General features: G+C 66.8%; 16 protein-coding genes. 4 read left to right on the top strand and 12 right to left on the bottom strand.

The window, feature by feature from the left end; translation table 11 throughout:
- The first annotated feature begins 26 nt into the window (after nt 1-26).
- Nucleotides 27-959, top strand: a complete 933-nt coding sequence (locus AB4Y92_RS23780) for a glycosyltransferase (protein ID WP_441821875.1) — start codon at nt 27-29, stop codon at nt 957-959.
- Nucleotides 960-1,053: 94 nt separating this feature from the next.
- On the opposite strand, the gene AB4Y92_RS23775 is transcribed toward AB4Y92_RS23780, so the two are convergent.
- Complete coding sequence (locus AB4Y92_RS23775; RefSeq protein WP_441821874.1) at nt 1,054-2,643, bottom strand: hypothetical protein; 1,590 nt, start codon at nt 2,641-2,643, stop codon at nt 1,054-1,056.
- 101 nt (nt 2,644-2,744) lie between these two features.
- Here AB4Y92_RS23775 and glmU point away from each other — a divergent pair, with 101 nt between their 5' ends.
- The gene (glmU, locus tag AB4Y92_RS23770) at nt 2,745-4,118 is read left to right on the top strand and encodes a bifunctional UDP-N-acetylglucosamine diphosphorylase/glucosamine-1-phosphate N-acetyltransferase GlmU (RefSeq protein WP_441821902.1); all 1,374 of its coding nucleotides are present in this window, start codon (nt 2,745-2,747) and stop codon (nt 4,116-4,118) included.
- 154 nt (nt 4,119-4,272) lie between these two features.
- Here the strand turns inward: glmU and AB4Y92_RS23765 are convergent, their stop codons facing one another.
- Nucleotides 4,273-5,106 carry a hypothetical protein gene (locus AB4Y92_RS23765; RefSeq protein ID WP_441821873.1) on the bottom strand — a complete coding sequence of 278 codons (834 nt, stop codon included), beginning with the start codon at nt 5,104-5,106 and terminating at the stop codon, nt 4,273-4,275.
- Nucleotides 5,107-5,558: 452 nt separating this feature from the next.
- Nucleotides 5,559-6,308, bottom strand: coding sequence for a glucose 1-dehydrogenase (locus AB4Y92_RS23760; RefSeq protein ID WP_441821872.1), 750 nt, complete (start codon nt 6,306-6,308; stop codon nt 5,559-5,561).
- Between the two features lie 103 nt (nt 6,309-6,411).
- Here AB4Y92_RS23760 and AB4Y92_RS23755 point away from each other — a divergent pair, with 103 nt between their 5' ends.
- Entirely contained in the window at nt 6,412-6,792 is a 381-nt protein-coding gene (locus AB4Y92_RS23755; RefSeq protein WP_441821871.1) for an ArsR/SmtB family transcription factor, read from the top strand.
- Between the two features lie 47 nt (nt 6,793-6,839).
- On the opposite strand, the gene AB4Y92_RS23750 is transcribed toward AB4Y92_RS23755, so the two are convergent.
- The 9 genes from AB4Y92_RS23750 to AB4Y92_RS23710 all read right to left on the bottom strand — a co-directional run bounded on the left by AB4Y92_RS23750 (nt 6,840) and on the right by AB4Y92_RS23710 (nt 17,156).
- Nucleotides 6,840-8,144 carry a sensor histidine kinase gene (locus AB4Y92_RS23750; protein ID WP_441821870.1) on the bottom strand — a complete coding sequence of 435 codons (1,305 nt, stop codon included), beginning with the start codon at nt 8,142-8,144 and terminating at the stop codon, nt 6,840-6,842.
- Nucleotides 8,145-8,153: 9 nt separating this feature from the next.
- Nucleotides 8,154-9,515 (bottom strand): sigma-54-dependent transcriptional regulator, encoded by a 1,362-nt coding sequence (locus AB4Y92_RS23745; RefSeq protein WP_441821869.1) that lies wholly within the window; start codon nt 9,513-9,515, stop codon nt 8,154-8,156.
- A 144-nt stretch (nt 9,516-9,659) separates the two neighbouring features.
- Nucleotides 9,660-11,519 carry a DUF885 domain-containing protein gene (locus AB4Y92_RS23740; RefSeq protein WP_441821868.1) on the bottom strand — a complete coding sequence of 620 codons (1,860 nt, stop codon included), beginning with the start codon at nt 11,517-11,519 and terminating at the stop codon, nt 9,660-9,662.
- A 252-nt stretch (nt 11,520-11,771) separates the two neighbouring features.
- A complete protein-coding gene (locus AB4Y92_RS23735; protein WP_441821867.1) occupies nt 11,772-12,998 on the bottom strand; it encodes an ABC transporter permease in 1,227 nt (408 codons plus the stop codon).
- An 8-nt stretch (nt 12,999-13,006) separates the two neighbouring features.
- The gene (locus tag AB4Y92_RS23730; protein ID WP_441821866.1) at nt 13,007-14,335 is read right to left on the bottom strand and encodes an ABC transporter permease; all 1,329 of its coding nucleotides are present in this window, start codon (nt 14,333-14,335) and stop codon (nt 13,007-13,009) included.
- A 10-nt stretch (nt 14,336-14,345) separates the two neighbouring features.
- Entirely contained in the window at nt 14,346-15,092 is a 747-nt protein-coding gene (locus tag AB4Y92_RS23725) for an ABC transporter ATP-binding protein (protein ID WP_441821865.1), read from the bottom strand.
- A gap of 198 nt (nt 15,093-15,290) precedes the next feature.
- Complete coding sequence (locus AB4Y92_RS23720) at nt 15,291-15,509, bottom strand: hypothetical protein (protein WP_441821864.1); 219 nt, start codon at nt 15,507-15,509, stop codon at nt 15,291-15,293.
- A 142-nt stretch (nt 15,510-15,651) separates the two neighbouring features.
- Complete coding sequence (locus AB4Y92_RS23715; protein ID WP_386792026.1) at nt 15,652-15,870, bottom strand: hypothetical protein; 219 nt, start codon at nt 15,868-15,870, stop codon at nt 15,652-15,654.
- Nucleotides 15,871-15,872: 2 nt separating this feature from the next.
- Nucleotides 15,873-17,156, bottom strand: a complete 1,284-nt coding sequence (locus tag AB4Y92_RS23710; protein WP_441821863.1) for an efflux RND transporter periplasmic adaptor subunit — start codon at nt 17,154-17,156, stop codon at nt 15,873-15,875.
- Between the two features lie 189 nt (nt 17,157-17,345).
- On the opposite strand from AB4Y92_RS23710, the gene glmS reads away from it, so the two are divergent.
- Nucleotides 17,346-18,727, top strand: a 1,382-nt coding sequence (gene glmS / locus AB4Y92_RS23705) for a glutamine--fructose-6-phosphate transaminase (isomerizing) (RefSeq protein WP_441821862.1), incomplete at its 3' end; no start/stop codon positions are given.

The raw sequence follows: 18,727 nt of genomic DNA, 5'->3' as shown, positions 1-18,727 counted from the left end.
ACCATCGCGCGATCCGGATATCGAGAGTGGCGGTAGTGCGCAGCGCGGTACTGATCCCCTGCTACAACGAAGCGCGCACGGTGGCCAAGGTCGTCGCCGATTTCCGCCGCGCGCTGCCGCAGGCCGACATCTGGGTGTTCGACAACGCCAGCACCGACGGCACCGCCGAACTGGCGCGCCAGGCCGGCGCGCGGGTGTACCGGGTGCCGGCCAAGGGCAAGGGCAACGTGGTGCGGGCGATGTTCCGCGAGGTCGAGGCCGACGTCTATCTGATGGTCGACGGCGACGACACCTATCCGGCCGACCACGCCGGCGAACTACTCGAAGACATCATCGAAGGCCACGCCGACATGGTGGTGGGCACGCGCCTGGAACAGCACGACAGCGCCTCGTTCCGGCGCTTCCACGGCTTCGGCAACAAGCTGGTGCGCTGGAGCATCGGCCGTTTGTTCGGCCAGCCGGTGCGCGACGTGCTTTCCGGTTATCGCGCGTTCTCGCGCCGCTTCGTCAAATCGATGCCGGTGCTCTCGCGCGGCTTCGAAATCGAAACCGAGATGACCGTGTTCGCGATGGCGAACGCCTTCGTGCTGAGCGAGCGCACCGTGCCCTACGGCGTGCGCCCGGAAGGCAGCGAATCCAAGCTCAGCACCTTCCGCGACGGTTTCCGCGTGCTGCGCACCATCGGTTTTCTCTACAAGGACCTGCGCCCGCTGCTGTTCTTCGGCAGCGCCGCATTGCTGGCCGGATTGGCCAGCCTGGGTTTCGGCGCCTTCGTGTTCCACGAGTTCAGCTTGACCGGCGAAGTCAGCCATCCTTCGACTGCGGTGCTCGCCGCGGCCTTGGCGCTGACCGCGTTCATCCTGCTCGCCACCGGATTGATTCTGGATACGGTGAATCGGCGCTCGAACGAAATCCTGCGGCTGATTACCGACCAAGTGGTGCATCGCAAGTCGGAGTAAGCCTCGCGCGCTCAGCGCGCAGCGCCGCCGTCGCGCGATCGAATCGCGACGACGGCCGGCGGCCACGCACTCATCAATGCAGCGGCGGCGAGTTCTATTTCCCCGCCACGCAAATCGGCGCGAACGGCGCGCGCGCCAGCGGGCACAGTTCGATCTCGGCCAGGCTGTCGGCGACCGGCAGGCAGGCGCCGCCGACGCTGAGGCCGTACAACGCCATGCGCTCAGCGGCGGGGTGATCCACGCGCACCGGGCGCAGCAGCCACAACGGGCCGGGGTGGGTCGCGACGGTGCGCTCCACGCGTTCTTGCAGGCGCGTGCAGCGCTGCGGGTCCATGAAGTTGTTGCGGATCGCCATCGCCGGCACCTCGCGCGGCAGGAAGGCGACGGCATGCGCGATCGGATTCTCGGTGCTGGTCAGCACGATGCTGCCCTGGGGCAAGGCCGGGAAGGCCACCTCGATCATCGGCGAGCGGAACGGGTCGCGGCCCCAGTTGGGATGCTTGGTCGGCGCGATCACCAGCACCATCGCGATCAGCATCGCGGTGCGCGTCCAGCGCTTGGCGAACAGCATCGACACGACGCCGACGATCAGCAGCGAGAACAACAGCTCCAGCGGCAGCAGATAGCGGTAGATGCCGTAGAAGGTCAACCAGGAAAAATAGCCGACCGCGACGAAAGCCAGCAGCGGCCAGCGCAGCGCGGCGGCGTTTTGCTCGGCGGCGATGAGGCCTGGATCGGCTTGCGCCGCGTCGATGCGGCGATCGCCGCGCAGCCACAGCCACGCGGCGAGCGCGCACAGGCCCAGCAGCACGCGCGGGTCCGCCAGCAGCGGTTCGGAGAAGTCGCGGCTGCGGCGCAGCAGGCGCAGCGGCGCGTCGAGGACCTCGACCGCGCTCTCGGGCAGATAGCGCTTGTCGCGCCAGGAATCGGCGATGGTGTCGGGCGACAGGAACCATTGATTGAAATACGGGAACAGCGGATTGCCGTGGTGCTGCCACAAATACCAGCCCCACGGCCCCCAGCACAGCGCTGCGGCGACGCTGCCGCCGACCGCCAGCGCGCCGATGCGCAGCGGCAACTGCCGCACCGGCCCGGCAACCGCGGCCGCGGCGATGAAGCCCAGGCAATAGGTCACGCCGGTCAGCTTGAAGCCGGCGGCGGCGCCGGCCATCAGCCCGATCGGCAGCCAGGTCGCGACCGGCCCGCGCCGCTGCTGCGACTGCGCCAGCCACAACAGCGCGCCGAGCATGAACGCGGCCACGATATGGTCGTTGAAGATCGCCGCCGTGCCCGGATACACCGCCGCGCCGGTGATCGCCACGAAACCGGCGATCCAGGTGCGCGCGCGGCTGCGCTGCGCCGGCATCAGCGTATCCAGCAGGCGCAGGCCGAAATACAGCGCCAGCAGGCTGGGAACCGCCAGCCAGATCGCGATCGGCACGCCGCCCAGGCCGGCGCGGACCATCAGCGCGAAGGGGATATCGACGATCGGGTTGTGCCAGCTCTGCAGCTGCGCCGGCGCGATATCGCCCGCCAGCCGGCCCTCCAGCCATGCCAACGGCGTATACAGGTGATAGTTACGCAGATCCCAGTTCGCGTCCTGGCGCAGCGCGATGGTGGCGATCGCGGTGAAGAATAGGGCGACCAGCGCGGCGGTCCGCCGGGAAGCGCGCTCAGCGGGCATGCATAGTCCTGAGTAAGGCAGTTGGTAAGATTCGGCCCTGACGGGGGGCCCACGTCAAGCAACCGAATGTAAGGAAGGTTTCATACATGGCTCATGAGTCGATGAACCAGTTGCACATCGTCATTCTCGCCGCGGGCGAGGGCAAGCGCATGAAGTCGGCGACGGCCAAGGTGCTGCAGAAGATCGCCGGCCGGCCGATGCTGGCCCAGGTGATCGACACCGCGCGCGCGCTGCGCCCGGCCGGCATCCATGTCGTCTACGGTCACGGCGGCGAACAGGTGCGGCAGGCCTTCCAGGGCCAGCCGGATCTGCATTGGGCCGAGCAGGCCGAACGCCTGGGCACCGGCCACGCCGTCCAGCAGGCGATGCCGGGCGTGCCGCAGGACGCGCGGGTGCTGGTGCTGTATGGGGACGTGCCGCTGATTACCGCGCAGACGTTGCAGTCGCTGCTGGACTCGCCGGGACGTCTGGCGGTGTTGGTCGCCGACCTGGACGATCCCAGCGGCTACGGCCGCATCGTGCGCGATCCCGAAGGACGGGTCGGCAGCATCGTCGAGCACAAGGACGCCAACGAAGAACAGCGCGAGATCCGCACCGTCAACACCGGCATCCTGGTCGCCGACGGCGAACCGCTGCGGCGCTGGCTGGACCGGCTGGGCAACGACAACGCGCAGGGCGAGTACTACCTCACCGACGTGTTCGCCGCCGCCGCCGCCGAATACAGCCCGGCGGAAATGGTCCACGTGGCCGATCCGATCGAAGTCGAAGGCGCCAACGATCCGTGGCAGCTGGCCCAACTGGAACGCGCTTACCAACGCCGCGCCGCGCGCGCGCTGTGCGTGCAGGGCGCGCGCCTGGCCGATCCGGCGCGTTTCGACCAGCGCGGCGAGGTCCGCGTCGGCCAGGATGTGGAGATCGATGTCGACGTCGTGCTGGAAGGCACGGTGGAACTCGGCGACGGCGTGATCATCGGGCCGTTCTGCCGGCTCAAGGACGTCAAGCTCGGCGCCGGCACCTTGGTGCGCGCGCATTGCGATCTCGACGGCGTGGTGGTCGAAGGCGCGGCGCAGATCGGCCCGTATTCGCGCCTGCGTCCGGGCACCGTGCTCGCCGACGGCGCGCACGTGGGCAATTTCGTCGAGACCAAGAACGCGAAGATCGGCGTGGGCAGCAAGGCCAACCATCTGACCTATCTGGGCGACGCGGTGATAGGCGCTGGCGTCAACGTCGGCGCCGGCACCATCACCTGCAACTACGACGGCGTGAACAAGTCGGTGACCACGATCGAGGACGGCGCTTTCATCGGCTCCAATTCCTCGCTGGTGGCGCCGGTGACGATCGGCAGCAACGCGACCATCGCCGCCGGCTCGGTCATCACCAAACCGGCGCCGGCGGATCAGCTGACCGTGGCGCGCGCGCACCAGACCACGGTGGAAGGCTGGAAGCGGCCGGTCAAGAAAAAGCCGCAGGGCTGAACGGCGGCGGGGCGCGAGGCTCCGAGCAAACCGTTCGTTGCGAAGACTCGGGACGCCGATCGGCGTCCCGGGTTTCCGATACGCCCCGCCGATGTCGCGGCGGGGCCCATCGTCGAACGCTATCGATTAATGCGTTGCCTTTCGGCGAGTGCGATCAGGGAACGTAGGTCACCGTCTCGGTCGAGCCCACCTGCGCCTTGATGATCTGCGTGTAGTACGCGGCGGCCGTGGTGGTGTTGAGGAAGGCGTTCGGTGCCCAGATCATCACGCCTTGATAGCCGTTGCTGGACACGCTGCCGGCGATCGTCCCGGCTTGCGAGGCCGAACTGAACTGCGGCGAGATGCCCAGGAACAAATTGCTCTTCAGCATGCCGTAGCCGACATACGGCGTGAGATAGCTGACGCTGCCACCGTAGGTCATCTCATAGCCTTCGGTGAGCTTGGTGGCCGCGTTGGTGGGCGCGCTGAAATACTGCGAGTCCGACCACAGCGCCTTGCTCAAGGTCTTGCCGGAAAAATACGTATTGGCGCGGATCGCCTTGAGCACGTTATAGAACGCGGTCGCGTTGCCCGAGCAGGAGGAGTATTCGTCGTCGACGCTGATGCCGTTGAGGTCGTACTTCACCACCTCGGCCACCATCGCGTTGCCGAGCTTGGTCGCCGCGCTGGAGCTCATGTTGCACGACCAGCCCGCGTTCTGATGGTTGCCCAGGTACGAGATCTGCACCTTGATGCCCTTCCCCTGCAACTGCCGGACGATGTCGATGTTGTCCTTCAGGATCGCGCTCATCTCCGAGTTGTAGTACAGCACGGGCGAGTTGGGCGTGCTGCCGTTGATGTTGGCGGCGAACAGCACCAGGTCGGAGAAGAACGGCTTGCCGGTGCTTGTGACGACATAGTGCCCGACGTCTTTCACGTCTTGCGGCGATGGATTGTTCAGGAATACGACGTTGCGCGCCGAAGCCGCGAAACTTGCAAGGAATGCCATTAGACCGGCGGCCAAAAGCGTAGATTTGCGAAGCATTGGCGAATCTCCTGTTCTGTTTTTTGGAAAAAACATTCGATTTGACGGGCGCGAACGTCCTGTCGCGATTGAGGTTCATAACCCTCCTGTCTAGAAACGGAGACGAAGGCCACTCCCCTACATCGACGATCGTAGATTCAATGCTTCGCGCGCGATGCGATGACGTGCGCAACTTCGTCGCGATACCAAGGATCGCTTACCCGGCCATTGCGGCGAGGGTGATTCGGGCGGCGTCGCCCGCGGCTGCGATGTTATGAATGCGCGATGCCATCGCTTGTCGATTGCGATGTCGCACAGACCGCGCATCGAACATCGCTGTATCGCCAATACGAACAAACGCGCTGCGCGCCGCGATCGAAACCGCGGCGCGCAGCGCGATGGATCGAACCTCCGCGATCGCGGACGTTCGCCTTACCTCAGCGCGTACCGCCGCCGGCCAGCAACTGCTCGCCGGTGAGCCAGTACGAATCGTCCGAGGCCAGGAACACCGCGATCGAAGCGATGTCGTTGGGCTGGCCGATGCGGCCCAGCGGCGTCTGTCCGACCGCCCAGGTTTCGAAGTCCGAACCGATGAAGCCGGCCGACACCGTGCCCTCGGTTTCGATCATGCCCGGGTTGAGCGAATTGACCCGGATCTTGCGCGGGCCCAGTTCGCGCGAAAGCACGCCGGTGATCGCGTCCACCGCGCCCTTGGTGCCGGTGTAGACCGCGCTGTCGGGCGGCGTGATGCGGCTGACGACCGAGCCGATGTTGATGACGCTGGCGCCTTCGCCCAGATGCGGCGACGCCGCCTGGGTGGTCAGCAGCAGGCCGAGCACGTTGACGTTGAACTGCTGGTGGAACTGTTCCTCGGTGATCTCCGCCAGCGGCGCGAATGCGTAGACGCCGGAGTTGTTGACCAGGGTGTCGAGACGGCCGAATTGCTTGATCGTGGCATCGACGATGGCCTTGGCGTCGGCGGCCTTGGATACGTCGCCCTGCACGGCGATGGCCTTGCCGCCGGCCGCTTCGATGGCCGCGACCACGGCGTCGGCGCCGGCCTTGCTGGAGGCGTAGTTGACCGCGACCGACGCGCCCTGCGCGGCCAGCGATTTGGCGATGGCCGCGCCGATGCCCTTGGATGCGCCGGTGACCAGGGCGACCTTGCCTGCGAGTTTGTTGCTCATGACGGTTTGATTCCTTTGGGGGTGGGTGAAGCGGGGTTAAATTCCAATAGTTCAAAACATATGAACTATTGAACTAGAAATCAAGGGCCGATAAGATGGCGCCATGAAACCGCTGGTGCACCCCTCGATCGAGGACATCACCGTGGAGGGGGTTCTCCACGCACTGTCCGACCCCGTGCGCGCGGCGATCTATGCCCAGATCGCCGGGTCGGCCTGCGCCATGAACTGCTCGAACTTCCTGCAGATCAGCGACCGCGACATCCCCAAGTCCACGCTGTCCCTGCATTTTCGCGCCCTGCGCGAGGCCGGGCTGATCCGCAGCGAGCGCCGCGGCGTGGAGATGCACAACACCACGCGCTGCGCCGATATCGAACAGCGCTTCCCCGGATTGCTGCCGGCGATCCTGCAGGCGCACGCGGCGCAATCGGCCGAACGGGTGCGCGCGGCCAAGCGCCGGCAAGCCGCAGCGAAAAAAACCGGCTGATCAGGCCACAGGTTGAGCGCTGCGGAGCGATCCGCCCCGCCTCGCGATCAATCCGGCAACACCATCGACACGCACAGGCCGCCGCCGTCGCGATTGAGCAGGGCGATGCGGCCGCCGTGCGCCTCGGCGATCTCGCGCGCCAGCGCCAGTCCCAGGCCGGTGCCGTTGCGCTTGGTCGAATAGAACGGCAGCAGCGCGTTGGATAGCACCGCATCGTTCATGCCGGTGCCGCGATCGAGAATGTCGATGCGCCAGGCATCCTGCACCCGCCGCAACTGCAGCCGCACTTCATCGGCCGGCGATCCGGATTCGTGCGCGTTCTTGAGCAGATTGATCAGGCATTGCTCGAGCTGGGCCACGTCCACCCGCGCGATCGCGTCGCCCTGCACGCCGTCGTAGGCGAAATCCACCTGACTGCGCAGTTGCTCGACGAAGCGCGACCATTCGATCGGCTCCAGCCGCGGCGAGGGCAGCTTGGCGAAACGGGCGTAATCGCGGATGAAACCTTCCAGATGGCGCGCGCGTTCTTCGATGGTCTTCAGAGCGGTCGGCAGCCGTTCGTACTGGCCGCGCCGCACCAGCTCGGCACCGGAATGGGCGAGCGAGGCGATCGGTGCCAGCGAATTGTTGAGCTCGTGGCTGATCACCCGGATCACCTTCTTCCAGGTCTGCACTTCCTGCCGGCGCAGTTCCGCGGTGAGCTGGCGCAGCAACACCAGTTCGTGAGCGCGGCCGTTGAGACGGAAGATGCGCCGCGACAGGTGGTAGATCTCTTCGTTCTCGATATCGCCGACGCTGAACATGCCGTCGCCGCCGCGCTCGATGGCTTCCTGCATCGGCACCGGCGCGCGCGACAACAATTCCTGGAAGTCCTGGCCCTCCAGGCGCCGGCCTTCGCCGAGCATCTTGCGCGCGGCCAGATTGCCGTGGACGATGCGCCGCGACGGATCGACCAGCATCATCGCCACCGGCGTGTTCTGCACCATCGTGTCGAGCAGCAGTTCGCGCTGCACCAGACTCAAACGTTGTTCGCGCAGGGCGTCGCCCAGACTGTTGTGGCTGGCGACCAGATCGCCCAGATCGCCCTTGCCGGGCCAGTTGAAACTGATCGAATAATCGCCGTCGCGGTAACTGGCGACCGAGCCGGCCAGGGCGCGGAACAGCGAATTCATCGGCGCGAACGCGCGCCGCACCTGATAGACCAGCAGCGGCGTCAGCACCGCCAGCACGATCGCCAGCGCCAGCCACGGCCGCGCCAGATACTGCGACAGCCACAAGGTCGCCGCCGCGCCGACCGCGAGATAGGCCAGCGCGATCGCACTGAACACCAGACTCAAGGGTAGCCGGCGCATGATCGCTCCTCAGTCGCGCTTGATGCCGAGCCGTTCCAGGCGACGGTACAGCGCCTGGCGCGACAGCCCCAACTCGCTCGCGGCCTGGGCCAGCACGCCGCCGGCGCGTTCGAGCGCGGCTTCGATGCTGGCGCGGTCGAGTTCGTCGCCGCCGTTGACCGCCGCAGCGGTCGGCGCCGGCGCCGCCGGCAGGCCGAGATCGGCCGCGCCGATGCTGTCGCCGCGCGCCAGCAGCGCCGCGCGCTGCAAGGTGTTGCGCAACTCGCGCACATTGCCGGGCCAGTGATGGGCCAGCAGTGCGCGTTCGGCGTCTTCGCCCAGGCGTTTGCCGGCGGCCAGCGGGTTGTCGCGCAGGAAGAAGCGCGCCAGCGGCAACACGTCGTCGCGGCGGTCGGCCAGCGGCGGCAGGTCGATCTGGATGGTGTTGAGGCGGTAATAAAGGTCTTCGCGGAAGCGGCCGTCGCGGATCATCGCCGGCAGGTCGGCATTGGTCGCGCTGATCACCCGCACCTTGACCTGACGCTCGCGATTGGAGCCCAGGCGCTCGAAACGGCCGGTTTCCAGCACGCGCAGCAATTTCATCTGCCCGGCCGGCGGCAGGTTGCCGATTTCGTCCAGGAACAAGGTGCCGCCGTCGGCGGCTTCGAACTTGCCCTCGCGCATCTTGTTGGCGCCGGTGTAGGCGCCGGCATCCGCGCCGAACAGTTCCGCTTCGATCAGTTCGGTGGGCAGCGCGCCGCAGTTCAAGGTCACGAACGGGCCGGACTTGACCGCGGAGTTGGCCTGGACGATCTCGGCGATCTTTTCCTTGCCGGCGCCGTTAGGCCCGGTGATCAGCACCGGCACGTCGGCGCGGGCGACATGGCAGGCCAGCTCGATCACCCGCGCCAGCGGCTCGGAGCCGAACACCAGCCCGCGCAGGTCGTAGCGCGCTTCCAGTTCGCGATGAGCGCGGCGGCGTTGTTCGTGCAGGCGCGAGACCTCGCGCGTGCTGTTGCTCAGTTCGAGCAGGTTCTCGACGCTGGCGAGCAGTTTCTGATCGTCCCAGGGCTTGGCCAGGTAATCGGCGGCGCCGGCCTTGGCCAGATCCACCGCGATGTCCAGGTGCGTCCACGCGGTCAGCAAGATGATCGGCAGGTCCGGATAGCGCGCGCGGATCGCGCGGAACAGCGCCACGCCTTCTTCGCCGGAGGTGGTGTCGGCGGTGAAGTTCATGTCCTGCAGCACCAGGCCGATATCCTCGCGGGCGAGCCGCTCCAGGCCTTCCTCGGGCGATTGCGCGGTGACCACCTGGATCTCGCGCAAACCGAACAGAAGATCCAGCGCGGTGCCGACCGCCGGGTTGTCGTCGATGACCAGGACCGTGCGCATCAGAGTTCCGTTGTGATGAAAGAGCCGAATGCCCGCGATTCGGCCGTGCCGAGTATGCCAGCGGCGAAGCGGGGCGGCGAATCGCCCGCGCGGCGGCGAGGCCTGTCGCGGTGGGCGAACAGGCCTCGCGCGCTCACGATGCGCTTACTTCGCGGCCTTGACCGCGGCGCCGCGCTGGGTCGCCGCGATCCACGCATCGATCCGCGTTTCCAGCTCGCGCAGCGGCAAAGCGCCGCCGCCGAGGATCTGGTCGTGGAAGACGCGGCGGTCGAAGCGCTTGCCCAGCTTGGCCTGCGCGCGCGCGCGCAGCTCGCGGATTTTCAGCTGACCCATCTTGTAGGCCAGGGCCTGACCGGGCCAGGCGATGTAGCGATCGGCCTCGGCCTGGATATTGGGTTCTTCCATGTCCGAGTGATCGCGCATCCACTGCACCATCTGCTCGCGGGTCCAGCGCTTGTAGTGGACGCCGGTGTCGAGCACCAGGCGATTGGCGCGGATGAGTTCCTGCGAGAGCCGGCCGAAGTCGCTGTACGGGTCCTGGTAGAACCCGACTTCCTTGCCCAGGTCTTCCGAATACAGGCCCCAGCCTTCGATGAAAGCGGTCTGGCCGAGCAGGGTGCGGAACTTCGGCAGCTCCGGCAGCGCGCGCGACATCGACAATTGCAGATGATGGCCGGGCACGCCTTCGTGGTAGGCGACCGCTTCGATGGTGGTAAGCAGGCGCTTTTCCGGTTCGCCGGTGTTGACCGTGATCAGGCCCGGCCGCTTGCCGTCCGGCGTGCCGGCCATGTACTGCGCGGCCGAGGCTTCCTTCTCGCGCCAGGCTTCCACCGACTGCACCTGCACCTGGGTGGTCGGCAGGGTGGCGAACAGTTCCGGCAGCTTGGTTTCCATCTTCGCCAGATATTCGCGATACAGATCCAGAATCTGCTCGCGCGAGGTGGCATGGCGCTTGGGATCGGCGGCGACGGCCTCGCGCATGGTCTTCAGATCGGCGTAGCCCAGCGTCTTCGCGATGCGGGTCTGCTCTTTCTCGATCCGGGCCACTTCGCTCAGGCCCAGCTGGTGAATCTTTTCGGGCGGGGTCGAAGAGGTGGTGAACTGCTCGATCGCATAGCGGTACAGGCCGTCGCCGCCGGGCAGCGACCACACGCCGTACTGCTCGCGGCCCTGCGGCGCGTATTCCTTGCTGACGAACTCGGCCAGCTGGCGATAGGCCGGACGCACCTGCTGATCGACCGCTTCCAGGATCTGCTTGCGCAGGCGTTCGCGTTCGGCCGCCGGCACGCTGTCGGGGAATTTCTTCAGCGAGGCGGCGAAGACGTTGTCCTCGCCGGCGGCGTCGGCGATGCCGTTGCACTGCGCGGCGACCTTGTCGAGCAGGTAGCGCGGCTGCATCAGCCCGTCCTTGGCGCCCTGCCGCGCGACTTGCGTGACCTGGTCGAGAATGCGCGGAATCTCGCGCAGACGCTTGAGGTAATCGTCGTACTGCTGGGTGTCGTTGAACGGGAAGGCCTTGACCATGATGGTCAGGATCAGGTGCGTGCCGTTGAACTGGTCCAGCGGCATTTCATGGGTCTTGAGCGCGTAGCCCTGCAGATCGTTCTCCAGCCAGCGCACCATCAGCCGGTGGTTGAGCAGATCGCTTTCCGGGAAGCCGCGCGTGTCCACGGCCTTGAAGCGCGCCAGCAGCGCGCGCGTGGCCTGGTTATGGCGCTGCGCGCCGGCCAGCGAGAAATCGCTCCAGGCATCGTTGTAACGGTAGTCGCCGAAGAAGCTGGCCTGCTCGGGCAGCTCGCGCATCATGCCTTCCCACTGCTCGTCCATCAGCGCGTTGAAGGCTTTCAGGCGCGAGGCGACATCGGTGGCGCTGACCGCGACGGCGGCGGGCGCGGCGGCGGACGGCTTCGCCGCGTGCGCGGCCGACAAACAGGCCGCGCCGATCAGCGCCGCGGACAGGACGGTGATGCGGGCAGAGGCGCGATGCGGGAACGAAGGGCTCATGGTGATCTCCGTGGTGTCGGTCGGGGACGAAGCCGGTCGCGTCGTCCCGATCCCGCCCGGGCGGCCGGACAGGGGGCAAGTAAACAGATACGGCGAAGGCGGCATCGGTGGCGCAGCTTGCCTGAATCCGCGCGGCGCCAGCAGCTGACTTTTGGGACAGGCGCGCGAGCGGCGTTGTGAGATGTAACCGCGATGCGGCCGCGGCGATCGCCGCCCGCGACCGGGCCGGAGCCCGGCCGCGAGCGCGACCGGTCAGGCCGAACGCGTCGCCAGCGCCGGCGGCACCATCGCCGCGCGGCGCGCCGGTCCGTACACCGCGAACTGGCCCAGCAGCCACAGGCACAGCGCGCCCATCGGCAGGTACACCGCCGGCAGCCGCGGCAGTTCGTAGTACTTCATCAGCGCCAGATTGATCGCGAACGCCAGCGCCATGCCCAGGACGATGCCGATGCTGGTCAACAGGAAGTTCTCGGTCTGGAAGTAGCGCAGGATCTGTCCGCGGGTCGCGCCGAGCGCGCGCCGCACGCCGATCTGCTTGGTGCGCTGCTGGACCCAGAAGCTGGCCAGGCCGACGATGCCCAGCGCGGTCACGATCAGCAGGGCGATGCACACCGCGCTGAGCAGCCAGACCATCGAGCGATCGGTCTGCAGGTACTTGTCGGCCATGCTTTCGACGAGAGCGTTCTTGTCGCTGAGGATGCGCAACGGCCCGTTCTTGGCCAGCGCCTCGCCCGCGGACTTGAGGATCTGCTGGCGTTGCGAAGGGTCGACCCGCAGCAGATAGATGCCGTCATCAAAGCTCATCTCGATCGGGAAGATGACCGAATACTCCGCCGAGCCCAGGCCGAAGCCATCGTTCGGGCGCATCAGGTGTTCGACCACGCCGACCACATGGGTAGGCGCATCGCCCCAGGAGTAGAACGATTTGCCGAGAGGGTCCTGGCCGGGGAACAGCTTCTCGGCCAGCGCGCGGGTGATGATCGCCGAGGGCACCGGATAGTTGGCGCCGGGTTCGCGGGCCTTCGCGTAGTTGATCATTTCTTCCGGGTTGAAGTTACGCCCGGCGATCAGCTTCAGGCCCATGGTCTCGATGAACTGCGGGTCGCTCAGATAGGTCGAGATGCTGGTGGTCGGAACCTTCTGATCGGAACTCAGATTGATGCCGCTGTTCCAGGACGAATCGCCGTAGCGCACCTGATTGACGACGGTCGCGGCCTTCACGCCCGGCAGCGAGCGCAGCAGCGCCAGATCCGCATGTGTCTGCGCCTGTTTGTCGCCCTTGGCGTTGATGCCGCGGATCGCCACGCGCACCAGTTCGTTCTCGACCATGCCGCTGGGGCGCTGCATGCGCTGGATGCGGTTTTCGATCAGGAACACGGCGTTGCAGATGATCGCGCAGGTCAGCGCGACTTCGAACACGATCAGCGCGGCGGCGGTCTTGTGCCGGCGCAACGTGGTCAGGATGGGGCGGATGTCCATGCGTGGCCTCACTGGCTCTTGAGCTGGATGGCGGGCGTGACCTGGCAAGCGCGCCAGGCGGGCAGCAGCCCGGCCAGCACGCTGGCGGCGATGGCCAGCAGGAAGGTGGTGAACAACATGCTCATGTCCAGCCGGGCCAGTGCGGCGTAGGCCACCGGCTGTTGACGCACGGCCCACAGGCCGAGCTGGGCGAGCAGCAGACCGAGCAGACCACCGGCCAGACCGATGGTGCCGGCTTCGACCAGACACTGGGCGAAGATCGCGCGGCGGGTCGCGCCTAGCGCGCGACGCACGCCGATTTCACCGGAGCGGCGCAGGAACTTGGCCAGCAACAGGCCGACCGTGTTGAGCAGGCACACCAGCAGGAAGCCGAACGCCAGCCACACCTGCAGGCGCACGTCGCCGGGCACCACGCGCTTGAAGTCCAGCCATTGCATGATGCTGTCCAGCTTGGGCGCGGTGGGACGTTCGAAGCGGCCGGCGCTGCGCTGCTGGGCGACGTAGTTGCTCAGATAGCGGCGGTATTCATCGACTTTCTGCGGCGTGCGCAGCTCGACCCAGTACTGCACCCAGGCGCACTTGGCGCTGAGGCTCCGGTTGCCTTCCTCGTCCTTATTGTTCTCGCCCCAGCAATCGACATTGCCTTGCGCGTCCATGCGCAGATCGCGGGAGGTGCTGAACGGCAGGAACAACTCTTCGGGCTCGCCGAAACCGCGTTCGACGCTGAGGTCGTAGAAATTGGGCTGCGGATGCCATTGCTTGATCACGCCGATCACGCGGAACTCGTGCTTGTCCAGCCACAGCGACTTGCCCACGCTGTTGCCGCCGCCGAACAGTTTCCTGTTGAGCTCCGATCCGATCACCGCCACGCGTGCGCGTCCGGCGTCGTCTTGCGCGGTCCAGGGCGCGCCGTACTCGAACGGCGCTTCGAACATGGTGAAGAAATCCGCCGAGGTGAAACGCGAGTCCTGACGGACCGGCGGCATGCCGTTGCTGCGCGGCTCGATGGCGACGGCGCCGCTGGACATCAGCGCCTGACGGTCGCCGCGCTTCTCGCGCAGCAGGGCTTCGGCGTCGAAGCGGGTGAAATCGTCGTGCGGCTCGTCGCCGGGGCTGTAATCGTCCATCGGGCGCGGATCGATGCGCGGATGGAAGATCTGCCCGCTCTTGTTCGGCAGAGGATCGCCGGACAGCACGTGGAACACGGTCAAGGTGGTCATCGCCGCGCCGATGCCGAGCGCGATGGCCAGCACCATCAACGCGGTCAGCACCATGTTGCGCTTGAAGCTGCGCAAGGCGAGCTGGAAGTAATAGGCGAACTGGCTGTTGCCGGGCATGCTCGCGACCTCAGACGGTGGTGGTGTCGGCGCCGGTGTCGGCGGCCGCGGGCTCGGCCGACATCGGCGCGCGGATCAGGCTGGGCACGGCGCTCAAGTCGGTGGCCATGCCATCGACGATGTGCACGTTGCGCTGCGCGCGCGCGGCCAGTTCCGGATCGTGGGTGACCATGATGATGGTGGTGCCCTGGCCGTTGATCTCTTCGAGCAGTTCCATCACCCCGCGCGCCATCTGCGAGTCGAGGTTGCCGGTGGGTTCGTCGGCCAGCAACAGGCGAGGCGAACCGGCCAGGGCGCGCGCGATCGCGGCGCGCTGCTGTTGGCCGCCGGACAACTCGGTCGGGTAGTGGCGCATGCGCGAGCCCAGGCCGACCTGGGTCAGCGCCTGTTCGATGCGCTGCTTGCGTTCGGCCGCGGGCATGCGCCGGTAGCGCAGCGGCACGTCGCAGTTGTCGAACAGGTTGAGGTCGGGAATCAGGTTGAAGCTTTGGAAGATGAAGCCGATCTTCTGGTTGCGCAGGCGCGAGCGGGCGTCGTCGGACAGGCCGCTCACATCTTCGCCATCGAGCTTGTATTCGCCGCCGCTGAAGGTTTCCAGCAGGCCGGCGATGTTGAGGAAGGTGGTCTTGCCCGAGCCCGACGGCCCGGTCACCGCGACGAACTCGCCGGTGCGCACGTGCAGATCCAGCGAGCGCAGTGCATGGGTTTCGACGAGTTCGGTGCGATAGACCTTGGTGACCTGGCGCATGTCGAGCATGAGGTAGTCCTTGCTTGATTCGTTATTGGATGTGTACTTCTGATCGTTCGCTTCGTTGCCCGGCTTTTGCCGTCATCCCCGCGAAGGCGGGGATCCAGAGACTTCAGCGTAATGCCTGGATAAAGCCCTGGATCCCGCCTTCGCGGGGATGACGAACGAAAGCGTGTGCGAGTCGGCGAACATTCCGGCGCGGATCACTCAGCGAACCGCAAACATCGGCAGCGCGCAAGCGGTCAGGTAACGGCCCAGGCGCGAGCTGCGCCGCGCGGCGGTTTCGGCGTTGGCGCTGCGGGTGTTGCCGGCATCGCGGGCCTGATCGAAATCGATCAGCTGATGCAGGCGCAGCGGGACCGCGTCGGCCAGTTGCTGGGCGTTGCACTGCGGGGCGAAGTCGTAGGCGTTGTTGGCTGCGTTCATGATCGTTCTCGGTAGATAAGGGCAGTTCGAATGTGGGTGGGGCCAGTTCTGCGCCTGGCTCGTCATTCCCGCGAAAGCGGAACCCGTTTGCGCGGGAATGACGAGCTCAGGCGACAGCGGGCCCGCGTGTCGCGCCGATCACTCAGCGAACCGCGAACATCGGCAGCGCGCAAGCGGTCAGGTAACGGCCCAGGCGCGAATTGCGCCGCGCGGCGGTTTCGGCGTTGGCGCTGCGGGCGTTGCCGGCATCGCGGGCCTGATCGAAATCGATCAGCTGATGCAGGCGCAGCGGGACCGCGTCGGCCAGTTGCTGGGCGTTCCACTGCGGGGCGAAGTCGTAGGCGTTGTTGGCGGCGTTCATGATCATTCTCCAGAGATACGGGCGGTTTGGGCGTTGGCGAACTGGTCGCTGCCGGAGACGACGATGCGGTCTCCCGGCTGCAGGCCTTCGAGGATTTGCACATTGCTCAGGCTGCTGGCGCCGGTGCGGATCGGGCGGCGCGTGGCGATGCCGTTGTTGACGACGTAAGCGCTGGTGCCGCCGGACTGTTCCAGGAACGGTCCGCGTTCGACGATCAGCGTGTTGCGGCGGGTGTCGAGCACGATGCGCGCGCTCAGGCGCTGGCTCTGGCGCAGGCCCGGCGGCTGCTTGTCCTTGAAGCGCAGGCGGCTGACCACTTCGCCGTTGACCACTTCCGGCGACACCGCCGAGATCTGCGCGGCGAAGGGCTCGCCGTTGCCGTTGGTGATCTGCGCCGGAATGCCGATGGCCAGATCGCGGGCGAAACTCTCCGGCACCTTGATCTCGACTTCGAACACGCTCAGATCGACCACGCTCAGCACCGGGTCGTTGATCGCGACGTTGGCGCGCTGCGCGACCTGCACCTGACCGACCTGGCCGTCGAACGGCGCGCGCAGGGTCAGCGCTTCGACCTGGCGCTGCGCTTCGGTGGCGATCGCGCGCTGGCGATCGGCCAGCAGGCGCTTGTTGCGCGCGTCCAGGTTGGCGCTGCGGCCCTGGCGGCCGATGTCCTCGCGCGCGTGGCTCAGGCCGATGTCGGCCTTCTGCAGATCGTCCTGGGCCTTGGCGACATCGACCTTGGCCACTGCGCCGCCTTCGAAGGCGCGCTGATAGCGTTCCAGATCGCGCTGCGCGGCGACGCGGTCGATCTGCGCCTGATCCAGTTCCTTCTGCGCGGTGGAGCGGGCCAGTTCGCCGTCGAGTTCGGCGCGGCTGGCTTCGGCTTCCAGGCTGGCGAGAGTGGCCTGTTCCTGCGCCAGCTTGCTGCGCAGTTCCGGGCTGTCGATCTCGGCCAGCACCTGGCCCTTGCGCACCACGTCGCCGGCGACGACCTTCAGATCGACCGAGCCGCCGGCGATGGCGTACAGCACCGGGCTGTTGGCGGCGATGACGCGGCCGTCGGCGGCGATGTCGCGGATCAGGTCGCCGCGCTTGACCTCGGCGATGCGCAGACGCTCGGCCGAAACCGACACACCGCTGGCGCTCCAGCCGGACAGCAACCACGCGCCGGCGCCCAGGGCCAGCACGCCGGCGCCGGCGCCGAGCGCCCATTGCCGGCGGCGGCGGCCGTGCACGCTGGCATCGGCGAGGCGGTGGTCTTGCGCGGAGGTGTCGCGGATGCTCATCGGCTCGAACTCGGTGAAGGGACTTTGCCCTTAACCCAAGCACAACCCGTGCCAACTGCAAGTTATTGAATTTAAAGGGCGGACACAGGCGTCCGGGTGTCCGTTCGGACGGACACCGTGTCCGCGCGGACATGGCCGGGAGGGCCGGCGGATACAATGGCGCGGTCCATCGAAGGAGTTGCCCCCAGCATGTGCGGAATCGTCGGCGCGATTGCGGATCGCGATGTAGTACCGGTCCTGATCGATGGGCTCAAGCGTTTGGAATACCGCGGCTACGACTCGGCCGGCATCGCCGTGTTCGACGGCGCGCAACTGCGCCGCGTGCGCCGCACCGGCCGCGTCAGCGAGATGGAGAACGCCGCGCAGGCGGAAGGCTTCCACGCTCAGATCGGCATCGGCCACACCCGTTGGGCTACGCACGGCGGCGTCACCGAAGCCAATGCCCACCCGCACATCAGCTTCGGCGAACTGGCGGTGGTGCATAACGGCATCATCGAAAACCACGACGAGCAGCGCGAGCGTCTGCGCGCGGCCGGTTACACCTTCGAATCGCAGACCGACACCGAGGTCATCGCGCATCTGGTGCACTTCCACCAGAAGCAGGGATTGGACCTGCTCGCGGCGGTGCAGGCGGCGGTCAGCGAACTGGTCGGCGCCTATGCGATCGCGGTGGTGAGCAAGCACGAGCCCGGCCGCTTGATCGCCGCGCGCATGGGCTGCCCGCTGCTGATCGGCTTGGGCGAGGGCGAGAACTTCGTCGCCAGCGACGTGTCGGCGATCCTGCAGGCCACGCGCCGCGTCATTTTCCTGGAAGAAGGCGATACCGCCGAAGTCAGCCGCGCGCAAGTGCGCGTGTTCGACCAGACCGGCGCGGCGATCGAACGCGACGTGCATGTCTCCGACGTGTCGCTGGCCTCGCTGGAGCTGGGCCCGTACCGCCACTTCATGCAGAAGGAAATCCACGAGCAGCCGCGCGCCATCGCCGACACCATCGAAGCGGTGATGGACAACGGCGGGTTCTCGGCGGAGTTGTTCGGTGCGCAGGCCGAGTCGGTGTTCGCCGGGGTCGAAGGCGTGCAGATCCTGGCCTGCGGCACCAGTTATTACGCCGGCCTGACCGCGCGCTACTGGATCGAAGCCATCGCCGGCCTGCCGTGCCAGGTCGAGATCGCGAGCGAATACCGCTACCGCGCCGCGGTGGCGAATCCGAAGCAGCTGATCGTGACGATTTCGCAGTCGGGCGAAACCCTGGACACGATGGAGGCGCTGAAGTACGCCAAGTCGCTGGGCCACGACAAGACCCTGTCGATCTGCAATGTGCCCGAGAGCGCGATCCCGCGCGCGAGCAAGCTGGTGTATTACACCCGCGCCGGCGCCGAAATCGGCGTGGCCTCGACCAAGGCGTTCACCACGCAGCTGGTCGCGTTGTTCACGCTGACCGCGACCTTGGCCAAGCTCGGCGGCAAGTTGAACGCGGAACAGGAAGCCGAGTTCGTCGATGCGCTGCGTCACTTGCCCGGCAGCGTGCAGCACGCGCTGAACCTGGAACCGCAGATCATCGGCTGGGCCGA

The sequence above is a fragment of the Lysobacter sp. TAB13 genome (assembly GCF_052113885.1).
Classification (GTDB): Bacteria; Pseudomonadota; Gammaproteobacteria; order Xanthomonadales; family Xanthomonadaceae; genus Lysobacter; species Lysobacter gummosus.
The sequence above is the reverse complement of the archived record's forward strand: the minus strand, read 5'-3'. Positions and strand labels throughout refer to the sequence as shown.